This is a genomic window from Thermostichus sp. OS-CIW-31 (assembly GCF_054060305.1).
In genome coordinates, this window is record NZ_JBSSDA010000009.1 from 92,616 (window position 1) to 101,915 (window position 9,300).

The following is a 9,300-nucleotide window of genomic DNA, read 5'->3' on the forward strand; positions in this document are numbered from 1 at the left end:
TTGAAATTTTGACGGGGCCAGCGCCTTTCCCTTTCCTGCGCCTATGCGACTTGTCCTTACCAGTTTGGATGGCAGCTTGCTGGATCTAGAGTTCAACAGCTATGGTGCTGCCCGACAAGCCTTGGCTGCCCTAGAGCGCCGCTCCATTCCCTTGGTGCTCTACAGCCTGCGCACCCGCGCTCAACTGGAACATGTGCGGCGGCAGTTGCGCCTGGAGCATCCGTTCATCTGTGAGGATGGCTCTGCCGTTTACGTTCCCGAGCATTACTTCCCGGCGGGCATCCTAGACGAGCAGTGGCAACACCGACCGCCCTACTACGTGTATGCTTTGGGTCTGCCCTATTCTCGCCTGCGCAGCATCCTGCAACAGGTGCGTCAAGAGTCCCACTTGGATTTGATCGGGTTTGGGGATTGGACTGCCTCTGAGCTGGCCGCTGCCACTGGGATCCCTTTGGAAGAGGCAGAGCGGGCGCAGCAGCGAGAGTACAGTGAGATTTTCAGCTATTCCGGGGATCCCGAAACCCTGCGGGAAGCTTTTGCCCAGCAAGAAGCCAACCTCACCCAACATCTGCTGCGGGTGCGTCAGCTTCACTTCTCTAGCCTGCCGCAATGGTATCTGACCGGATGGATGCAGCCAACGATGGCCGCAGAACCCAATTGGTTACCGGGGGAACAGGCGGTGCAGCGGCTGCTGGATTGCTACCAACGGCATCTGGGCCCTATCAAAGCTTTGGGCATTGGGTGTTCCCCGCCAGATGTGGCCTTTTTGCGATGGTCGGAACAAAAAGTGGTGCTTCCCAGCCCCATTGCGGATAGTCTCTGGAGTGAGGCCCTGCCTCAATGGCAATTGGCTCAGCTCCCCGGCCCAGAGGGGTGGAATGAAGTGGTGTTGATGTGGTTGGAGGAAACAGATCATGGTGATGAATAGGCAGCAGATTGGTCGTCAGGCTGTACCCTTAGGCCTGAAAACGGTGGGGTGCCTGCTGAGCTTGGCGGTGGCCATGCCTGCCCACGCGCAACCGCCCATGACCCTACTGACAGGGGAGCCGACGGTCGCCCAACTGAAGGAAGACGGAGCTCGCTATCTGCAGATGGGCTTCCATACCTTGGCCATCAACGCCTACCGGAGCGCAATTGAACTGGAAGAAAAAACCTTGGTGCTGCCCAGCGAACGGGATCCCGACGTGCCTTTCAACCTCGGCTTGATCTATGCCCGTCAAGGCAAGCTGGCGGAGGCCCGCGCCGCCTTTCAGCGCTCGGTGGAGGTGGATCCCAGTGGCTTTAAGGCTCGCTATCAACTGGCCTTGGTGGATCTCAAGCTGGGGAACCTGGTCGCTGCCAAAGAGCAGCTCACCCTCTTGGCCCATGCCGCCAGCAACCATCCCGAAACCCACAGCCATATTCAAGCTCTGCTGGCCACTCTGGAGTCTGTTCCCTTGCCCGGCCAACAAGGGGAGAACCCGGCTCGCCCTCCAGCCGTTGAGTCAGAAGCCGCCAAGCTTTTGCTCGAACCTCAGAAAACAGAAACAGCCGCCCTGCCAACTGCGACTGAAAAGAAAGGGCCAGAGGAAGAGAAACCCCTCTCGCTTCTGCAGCGGCTCCGCCAACAGGAGCGGGACTAGTTCTCTCTCGGCCCAGACTGACAACCCATGAAGGCATGTAGCTGGATGCCAGGGATCCCGTCACCGGGCCTTGGGCTAGGCTCGCCCCTTTTGGGGATCCGACTGAGAATCCTCGGGCTGGGGCCCTTTGGTGGTGAACACCGTGGTGAACATCATCAGCATGCCTCCCCCCAAGATCAGCAGGGCTAATCCGCCAAACATCCAATTCATCCAAGCTTGAACTTCCATGGGGGAGCTCTCCAGAATACGAGAATCCATTGGGCAGTTTTATCCTACATCTGGAGAAACGGTGCCCAGCAGCTACTGATTGGCTCGGTAAAGCAACCCCAGCCCTACGGCGGCACAGATCAAGTTGGGCAACCAAGCCGCCATTGCTGGCCCCAGCGTCCCAATTTGTCCCAGCGCCTGGGTGATGAACAGCAGCACATAGAAGGCAAAGATAATCAGCACACTGATGCCCAACCCCAAAGAGGAACCGGTGCGTTGCGGGCGCAATCCCAAAGGCACCCCAATCAGGGTAAACGCCAGACACGCGAAAGGAATGGCATACTTTTGGTTGAGGCTGACCTGCAGACGGCGCACCCGTTGCAGATCTCCAGAACTGGCGATCACCTCGATGTAATGCTTCAGCTCCCGAATGTTCATTTCCTCAGGGCTGCGAATCTCCTGAGCCAGCTCCAGCGGCGCGCGAGGCAGACGCAACTCCTGCCGGCTGAAGGTGGCAATGTTGCTGTAGGTGCCATCCGGAGAAACGATGTAGTTGGTGCCATCCTCAAACACCCAAAGATTCTCTTGGGGATCCCAGCGCCCCCGCTGGGCCAGCAGAATTTGGTTGAGCGCCTCGTTGGAAAAATCCAGGACGATAATGCCGCGCATTTGCTTTCCATCGAAGCTGCGGGCGTAGAACTGACGGGTTAGCCCTTGTCGCCGGGAAAAGGTGCCGTCTGGCTCAGGCATGAGGATCTCGCCAAATTCTTGGTAGAGGATATTCTCCCGCCGGAAGTCCGGATCCCGATTTAAAGCTCGGTTCAAAGTCGTGGCCGCTTGGCGATTGCTCACCGGCACCACCAGCTCATTGAACAGAAACGTTAACGTCGTCACCAGCAAGCTGAGGACGAGGGCAGGCACCATGAGGCGGTAAAGGCTCACCCCGCATCCGCGCAAGGCCGTGATCTCGTTGTCGGCAGACAAGCGCCCATAGGCCAGCAACGTCGCCAGCAACATGGACATCGGGAACGTCAGGACGATGATCCCCGGCGCCCGCAACACAAACACCTGTAACGCCGCCGAAAGCGACAGACCCGCTTCCACCACCAGGCGCACCAGCTCAAACAGGGATCCCACCGCCATCACCAAGGTTGTGAAAGCTCCCACCCCAAAGAGAAACGGCAGCAGCATCTCCGAGAGGACATAGCGATCCATCAGGCCCACCGCGCAAACGAGGGAGAGCCTGTGGTCAGGCCGCTCGCGGGAACGGGCAGGAGGGAGAGAATGAAGTTTCACGCAACCCAAGGAAGTAGTAGGCAGGACAGCCGAAGGCTGCTAACGACTCTAGACCGGAACACTGGGCAATGAAAGGCTATCGCCTTCCTTTCTCAACCTAACCCGCCTATGATCGACCCCAAGTAAGCTCAGGCATAGAATTGGGCCGGGTTTGTCTTGGGAAGACTTTCGACATGGTTTCCTCCTCTTCCCCCTCCTGCAATCTTAGGAGTTTGCTGGAGCGGCTCCTGGAGCTGCGGCAGCAGGTTGTAGAGGGATCCCAGAAATACTTGGCCGCTTGGGGCTGCCTTACGAGCCCTCCTGCGGCCATCCACAACCTGGCGCGCTACCTGGCGCTGCGCCAACAGGATCTGCGCAGCTTGCAACTGGAGCTGGCGGCTGCGGGGCTGTCCTCGCTGGGGCGCTGTGAGTCGCGGGTTCTGGAGAGCCTGGATGCGGTGATTGCTATTTTGGCAGCCACCCAGGGTTTGACCCATACGGCACCCAGCTATGAAGAGTTTTACGCCGGGGATACGGCACTAGAGCAGCACGCCGAGGCGCTGTTTGGCCCTCCTTCTCCCCATCGCCGCGCGCGCATCATGGTGACCCTGCCCAGCGAAGCCGCCGAGCAGCCGGAGCTGTTGCTGCAGTTGTTGGAGCGGGGCATGAACGTGGCCCGCATCAACTGCGCCCACGACGAGCCCTCGGTGTGGGAGAAAATGGTGGCCCACTTGCGCCAGGCCGAAGCCCAGACCCAACGGCGTTGCAAGATTTTGCTGGACCTGGCCGGCCCCAAGATCCGCACCGGCCCAGTGGCCATGCCCCCTGGCAAAACCAAGGTGTACCGCGGGGATCGCATCCTGCTCACCGCGAAGGTTCCTGAGGCCAGCGCCGATATCTCCTGCCAGGTGACCTGCAGCCTGCCGGAGGTTTTGGCGCACCTGCAGGTAGGGGCAAGTGTTTGGATCGACGACGGCAAAATCGGCGCCCGCGTGGTAAGGATCGAGCCGGCAGGCGTGGTGCTGGAGGTGGACAAAGTTGCCCCTCAGGGCAAGAAGTTGCGAGCAGAAAAAGGCCTCAATTTTCGTAAACTACCCGGCTCCGACCGCTAAGCGGTACGGAGCGGGCTTTCAGTAGCCCTGAGCCTGCTCTGCTCTACCAGAGAACAAAACAGGCCCGAACCTCTAGGCTGGTTTACGGCAGCCCCCAAGAGCGCAATTACGTTTGCACCATTCAAGTCCGCATCTCCTTCCCATCCACAGTGCCCACACTTAAACTTCTTCCCACTGCGGTAGGATTGCGCAGGATCGGGATGGATGTGTAAACACTTGTGACAGGTCTGCGACGTGTAGGCAGGCGGCACAGGAATCAGAGAAACCCCTGCAACTCTCGCCTTGTATTCCAGAAACTGGCGTAGCTGGTAGAACGCCCAACTGTTGGCCCTGCGCCTTTCGGTTTTGCTGCGTGGCTGTTGATTGACTCTTTCACGGATCCCTGTCAGGTCTTCCAGAGCGATAGCGCTGTTGGTAGCTTTTGCCCTGGAGACAATAGCTTTAGAGATGCGATGATTGACCCACGTTTTTGCTACGCAACGCTGACGCGACTGAAAGCGTCTCTCCTTGCCAGACAGCCGTTGCAACAGTTCTCTGCATCTGCGCCGCGAACTGCGTGTGCCCTTACTGGCTTTGCGTTGGAGTACCGCCCTCAACCGGGAGTAGCGCTCTCGGACTCTGCTCAACTGCTGTCCATTCCAGTTGTCCCCCTCTGACGTATGGGCAATATCTGTCCTCCCCAAGTCCACCCCGATCACCTTGTCGGTATCTTGTTGCTTGGGTGTTTTTTCCTCTACGCAAATCTGGATGTAGTAGGAGCCATCTTTGCGCTTGACCAGGGTGGCAGATTTGGGGTTGGAACCAGCCAGCATCCCACGCTGGTAGTTGCCAATGGCCAGTTCAAAGCGTTCTCTCCCTTCCACCGTGGTCAGCGACACCGTCCAGTCTTTTTGACGGAACGAAAAGATGCGAGCGTCGTAGGTAACAAAGCCGCTCTTAAACTCCTTGACGGGACGCTTTTTCTGCTTAGCCACTTTGCGGGAACCCGCTACCCGTCTGCACACCTGTTGAGCCAAGTTACTGGACAAGCCAAACCGGGCTCGAATCTCGTAGTAGCAAAGAGATTGCAGCTTGACCGCGTTGACGATCTTCTCCTGCGTGTTCTGGTTGACCCAGTTCAATGCCTGTACAAAGGCATTCATCGTCGCGTCCAATTTGGCGGCTTGCGACTGGGCTACCTTGAGCTTGCAGGAGACGGTCAGGACTTGGGTCATGGTTCTATTGTAACCTCGCATTCCTCCCGGCACTGACCCTACGGGTACAGTGCGGGGCTCCTGCGATTTCTAGCTGACAGTCAGCTCCAGATCCGTTCCCTTAGCGACAAAGACTGCCAAGACCTGGACTTTGTGGTGCGGCATGCCGACTTAGTGGGCTATTCCTTTGTCCAGCAGCCAGCGGACTTGCAGTTGCTGGTTTCTGAGCTGGAGCGGCGGCAGGCTCGCCCCGATTTGGGCTTGATCCTCAAGATGGAAACGCAGCAAGATGGAAACGCAGCGGGCGGTGAAAAACCTGCCGGCCTTGATCGCGACCGTTGCCGGCTGCCGGCCCCTGGGGGTGATGATTGCCCGTGGCGATCTGGCTGTGGAGATCGGTTGGCTGCGCTTGGGCGAGATCCAGGAGGAACTGCTGTGGATCTGCGAGGCAGCCCAGGTGCCGGTGGTCTGGGCTACCCAGGTGCTGGATCAGCTCACCAAGGAGGGCTTGCCCTCGCGGCCTGAGCTTTCCGATGCGGTGATGTCTGCCCGCGCCGAATGCGTGATGCTCAACAAGGGCCAGTATTTGCTGGAGGCGGTCGCCCTCCTGGACGAGCTGCTGGCTCGGATGCAGACCCACCAGCACAAGAAAAGCCAACGCCTGCGAGCTCTGTACTCCTGGAGGTGACCTGGAGCTGCCCTAGAGACGGAACTTCTCCCCCAGGTAATACTTGCGCACCAAGGGATCCGCCGCCAGCTCCGCCGCCGTGCCCTTGGCCAAAATGGCCCCGTCGTTGAGGATATAGGCCCGGTCGGTGATCTCCAGCGTCTCCCGCACGTTGTGGTCAGTAATCAAAACACCGATGCCCCGTTGCTTGAGCTTGGCCACCACCTCCTGAATATCCGCCACCGCGATGGGATCCACCCCCGCAAAGGGCTCATCCAGCAGCAGAAATTTCGGCCCGTGGATCCCAGCGGCCAAGGCACGGGCGATCTCCGCTCGGCGACGCTCCCCCCCCGATACCTGCAGGCCCAGGCTGTGGGCCACGTGGGCGATGCGAAACTCCTCCAGCAGTTGGTTGAGCCGCTGCTGCCAGAGGCGGCGAGGCACCCCCGTTTGCTCCATGATCAGCAGCAGGTTGTCTTGGATGCTGAGGCGACGAAAAATACTCGGCTCCTGGGCCAGGTAGCCGATCCCCAATTGGGCCCGGCGATGCATGGGCAGGTGGGTGATGTCTTGGTCATCCAACCAGACATGGCCGCGGTTGGGCTGGATCAGGCCAGTCATGATGTAGAACGTGGTGGTTTTCCCCGCCCCATTGGGGCCCAGGAGCCCCACGATTTCCCCCTGCTGAATGTTCAGGCTAACGTCGCTCACCACCTCACGGCGGCCATAGCGCTTACAGATGTTTTCTAAGTAGATCTGCATAGGGCCGGCACAGGGCTGCTGATCAATGCTTACTGATTCTGTAGGGCTGATTCTCTCCAACCGACAGGGATCCCGGCTGCCACAGCGCACAGGCTACTTCCTCAAAGATGCCCCAAACCCCGCCCACAATCCAGGGGAGTGTAGGCAAAGTGGATCCCTCTCAAGCCAACTGGAGGGATCCTTAATGGGGTTCTCATATAGCTCACGGCAACTGCTCGCCCCCCTCAAAATGGGATCATTTCACTAGGGGATCCCTGGCCTTCCCATGCTTCGCTGCCCAGCTTGCTACTGGCTCAACTCCAACTCCGATTATCGCTGTCGTCGCTGTGGGCACTTTTTGCGCCATCGCCCGCTTCCTGTTGCCGAGAAACTCAACCCAAGAAGGCCAACAACCAGCCCTGCCGGCTGGCGGGAAATCCGCTGGGATCGCGTCCTGACTTCCTCGGCAATACTCGGGGTTTTGGTGGGGTTGGGGCAACTGTCTTGGCATTGGGTGCAGCCGCTGCTCAAAGATCCACCCCTTCCCAGTGTTGGCAACGGCCCGGCAGCTTCGGGACGATAGGACTCCAAACGTCATCCCGCCCTGAGAGAGCCTGCTATCAGGTGGGCCAGACAGACCTGCGGAGTGGCCGAAGCCAGAAGATGCCACTATCATGTGACCAGCGCAGAACCATCCCCCTCTGCTGTGTCCCTTCACGTAAACCTTCAAAATTGTGAGGCTTGGTAACCATGAACCTCAATCTCAAAGTTCCCGCCATTTGGGCACTACTGGCCACGGCAGCCTTGGCTTCCTCTGCCGCAGCCACAACCTACAACTCTTGTTTTATGCGCTACCTCATGGCTTCCCGCACCTGTCCCAACTGCCGCCTGGGATCCATTGAGCTGAGCAATCTGGATTTGGCGGAGGCCAATTTCAGCGGTTCCGATCTCATCGAGGCCAATCTGGAGCGCACCATCTTGACGGGCGCCGATCTCAGCCAGTCTTACCTGGTGGGGGCCAATTTGCGGCGGGCTCAATTGGGGGGAGCCAACCTGAGTGGCGCTTACCTGGAGGGGGCAGACTTGCGGGGGGCCAACCTGCGGGGGGCCGATCTCTCTTCTGCATCCCTGTACGGCGCCGACTTGCGGGGGGCCGATCTACGCGACGCCAACCTGGTTGGGGCTGACCTGCGCTTTGCTCGCACCTGGGGCGCACGCCTGCAGGGTGCCGTTCGGGAATAGTGCCAAAGGCCGAAGCCAGCTTCCCCTCTCCCTCTCTGGGAGAGGGACTAATGAATAACGCGTACTAATTGCGTAATGCGGATGGCGAGACTCGAACTCGCAAGGCAAAGCCACACGCCCCTCAAACGTGCGCGTATACCAATTCCGCCACATCCGCTTCCGAGCCTAACCATCATAGCGACAGAGGGGTGGAGTTGTTAAGGGCATTGGCCATTTTGCAGCTATGGCTTGTCCTGCCTCGGCAAAGTTAAGGCAACTCCACCGACGTGGGCTTGGAAGCATGGGGCAGTCCCCACCCCAATTTCTCGCGCATAACGCGGAAAAATTCCGGTCGGCGCAGGCGCATCAAATCCGTCCAATAGGGGGCACGTACCACCCGAATCTGGTCTTCCGGCATGATATAGCAGCCGGCATTCCCATCCACCACCAAAACCAGCGGCTGAGGGGTAACGGGGCTAATCCACACCTCCTCCGAATCGGGAAAGACCAAGGCCCGCGAGGCCATGGAATGGGGGCAGATGGGGATCAACTGCAAAACCGGCACCCCCGGTGTGATCACCGGCCCACCCGCCGAGAGGGCATAAGCCGTCGAGCCGGTGGGAGTAGCCAAAATCACTCCGTCGGCAGCCACATCCAGAGGTGAGTGATCCCCGATGGTGATCTCGAAATGGCACATGCTGGTCAAAGGCTCGCGGTGCAGCACCATCTCGTTTAAGCTCAAGACCTCCCAGCGCAATTCCTGCCCTCGGTAGGCTTGCACCAGCAACATGCTGCGGCGATCCAGGGTGTATTCCCCGGCAATGGCGGCGCTGGCTGCCTCCTCTAGATGAGAAAGGTAGGTCTCCGTCAGAAAGCCCAGATGGCCCGTATTCACCGCCAACAAGGGGATCCCTTTGGGGGCCAGTTGCCGTGCTGCTGCCAGGACGGTGCCATCTCCCCCCAACACCACCGCAAACTTCATGGTTTGATCAAATCCAGCCGGGGCCAGGCTATCTACTTTGGTCAGGCAGATGGGGCTGTCGGGCTTGGCATAACCGAGGATACCGCCCCAGTTGGGGGCCACACAGACTTCCCAGCCCTGCTCCTGAAACCAGCGGGCTAGGGTTTCGCTGCTGCGTTTGGCGGCGGGTTTGGCGTCGTTGTAGAGGATCCCGGCTTTGGGCTTGGTCATGGGCAATGGGAAGGCAGAGGTGCCAAAACTCTATCAGTTCTGCAGGCCCCTCTGCTGGCCAGGTGATCCA

General features: G+C 59.2%; 10 protein-coding genes, 1 tRNA gene and 1 pseudogene. 6 read left to right on the forward strand and 6 right to left on the reverse strand.

Annotated features, from left to right (window positions below):
* Window positions 1-43: 43 nt before the first annotated feature.
* Together ACVWY9_RS07260 and ACVWY9_RS07265 are read left to right on the forward strand one after the other, a co-directional pair.
* Entirely contained in the window at window positions 44-928 is an 885-nt protein-coding gene (locus ACVWY9_RS07260; protein ID WP_011433954.1) for an HAD family hydrolase, read from the forward strand.
* A complete protein-coding gene (locus ACVWY9_RS07265; protein ID WP_414383967.1) occupies window positions 915-1,622 on the forward strand; it encodes a tetratricopeptide repeat protein in 708 nt (235 codons plus the stop codon). The genes ACVWY9_RS07260 and ACVWY9_RS07265 overlap by 14 nt, the downstream gene beginning before the upstream one ends.
* Before the next feature lie 75 nt (window positions 1,623-1,697).
* Here ACVWY9_RS07265 and ACVWY9_RS07270 read toward each other — a convergent pair whose 3' ends face one another.
* Both ACVWY9_RS07270 and ACVWY9_RS07275 read right to left on the reverse strand, forming a co-directional pair.
* Window positions 1,698-1,880, reverse strand: a complete 183-nt coding sequence (locus tag ACVWY9_RS07270) for a hypothetical protein (RefSeq protein ID WP_414344401.1) — start codon at window positions 1,878-1,880, stop codon at window positions 1,698-1,700.
* Between the two features lie 42 nt (window positions 1,881-1,922).
* On the reverse strand, window positions 1,923-3,125 hold the full coding sequence (locus tag ACVWY9_RS07275; RefSeq protein WP_457387926.1) for an LptF/LptG family permease: 1,203 nt from the start codon (window positions 3,123-3,125) through the stop codon (window positions 1,923-1,925).
* A gap of 173 nt (window positions 3,126-3,298) precedes the next feature.
* Between ACVWY9_RS07275 and ACVWY9_RS07280 the strand changes: the two genes are divergently transcribed.
* On the forward strand, window positions 3,299-4,216 hold the full coding sequence (locus tag ACVWY9_RS07280) for a pyruvate kinase (protein ID WP_457387927.1): 918 nt from the start codon (window positions 3,299-3,301) through the stop codon (window positions 4,214-4,216).
* Here the strand turns inward: ACVWY9_RS07280 and ACVWY9_RS07285 are convergent.
* The gene (locus tag ACVWY9_RS07285) at window positions 4,213-5,430 is read right to left on the reverse strand and encodes an RNA-guided endonuclease InsQ/TnpB family protein (protein ID WP_457387928.1); all 1,218 of its coding nucleotides are present in this window, start codon (window positions 5,428-5,430) and stop codon (window positions 4,213-4,215) included. The genes ACVWY9_RS07280 and ACVWY9_RS07285 overlap by 4 nt on opposite strands.
* A gap of 75 nt (window positions 5,431-5,505) precedes the next feature.
* Between ACVWY9_RS07285 and ACVWY9_RS07290 the strand changes: the two are divergent.
* Window positions 5,506-6,097, forward strand: a pseudogene (locus ACVWY9_RS07290) (pyruvate kinase); the annotation flags it as partial.
* A 12-nt stretch (window positions 6,098-6,109) separates the two neighbouring features.
* Here the strand turns inward: ACVWY9_RS07290 and lptB are convergent.
* Window positions 6,110-6,838, reverse strand: coding sequence for an LPS export ABC transporter ATP-binding protein (gene lptB, locus ACVWY9_RS07295; RefSeq protein ID WP_011433949.1), 729 nt, complete (start codon window positions 6,836-6,838; stop codon window positions 6,110-6,112).
* Window positions 6,839-7,103: 265 nt separating this feature from the next.
* On the opposite strand from lptB, the gene ACVWY9_RS07300 reads away from it, so the two are divergent.
* Together ACVWY9_RS07300 and ACVWY9_RS07305 are read left to right on the forward strand one after the other, a co-directional pair.
* Window positions 7,104-7,400: a hypothetical protein gene (locus tag ACVWY9_RS07300; protein ID WP_011433947.1), complete on the forward strand. Its 297-nt coding sequence runs from the start codon at window positions 7,104-7,106 to the stop codon at window positions 7,398-7,400.
* 167 nt (window positions 7,401-7,567) lie between these two features.
* On the forward strand, window positions 7,568-8,059 hold the full coding sequence (locus ACVWY9_RS07305; protein ID WP_041436730.1) for a pentapeptide repeat-containing protein: 492 nt from the start codon (window positions 7,568-7,570) through the stop codon (window positions 8,057-8,059).
* Between the two features lie 76 nt (window positions 8,060-8,135).
* On the opposite strand, the gene ACVWY9_RS07310 is transcribed toward ACVWY9_RS07305, so the two are convergent.
* Both ACVWY9_RS07310 and ACVWY9_RS07315 read right to left on the reverse strand, forming a co-directional pair.
* Window positions 8,136-8,216: transfer RNA gene (locus ACVWY9_RS07310), tRNA-Leu, on the reverse strand.
* 90 nt (window positions 8,217-8,306) lie between these two features.
* Window positions 8,307-9,230 carry an NAD(+) kinase gene (locus ACVWY9_RS07315; RefSeq protein ID WP_457387929.1) on the reverse strand — a complete coding sequence of 308 codons (924 nt, stop codon included), beginning with the start codon at window positions 9,228-9,230 and terminating at the stop codon, window positions 8,307-8,309.
* Window positions 9,231-9,300 lie beyond the last annotated feature (70 nt).

Bases quoted from the DNA above. Each gene is read 5' to 3' on its own strand.
- ACVWY9_RS07305 (WP_041436730.1), top strand. From the start codon at position 7,568: ATGAACCTCAATCTCAAAGTTCCCGCCATTTGGGCACTACTGGCCACG.
- lptB (WP_011433949.1), bottom strand. From the start codon at position 6,838: ATGCAGATCTACTTAGAAAACATCTGTAAGCGCTATGGCCGCCGTGAG.
- ACVWY9_RS07265 (WP_414383967.1), top strand. From the start codon at position 915: ATGGTGATGAATAGGCAGCAGATTGGTCGTCAGGCTGTACCCTTAGGC.
- ACVWY9_RS07315 (WP_457387929.1), bottom strand. From the start codon at position 9,230: ATGACCAAGCCCAAAGCCGGGATCCTCTACAACGACGCCAAACCCGCC.
- ACVWY9_RS07285 (WP_457387928.1), bottom strand. From the start codon at position 5,430: ATGACCCAAGTCCTGACCGTCTCCTGCAAGCTCAAGGTAGCCCAGTCG.
- ACVWY9_RS07270 (WP_414344401.1), bottom strand. From the start codon at position 1,880: ATGGATTCTCGTATTCTGGAGAGCTCCCCCATGGAAGTTCAAGCTTGG.
- ACVWY9_RS07280 (WP_457387927.1), top strand. From the start codon at position 3,299: ATGGTTTCCTCCTCTTCCCCCTCCTGCAATCTTAGGAGTTTGCTGGAG.
- ACVWY9_RS07300 (WP_011433947.1), top strand. From the start codon at position 7,104: ATGCTTCGCTGCCCAGCTTGCTACTGGCTCAACTCCAACTCCGATTAT.
- ACVWY9_RS07260 (WP_011433954.1), top strand. From the start codon at position 44: ATGCGACTTGTCCTTACCAGTTTGGATGGCAGCTTGCTGGATCTAGAG.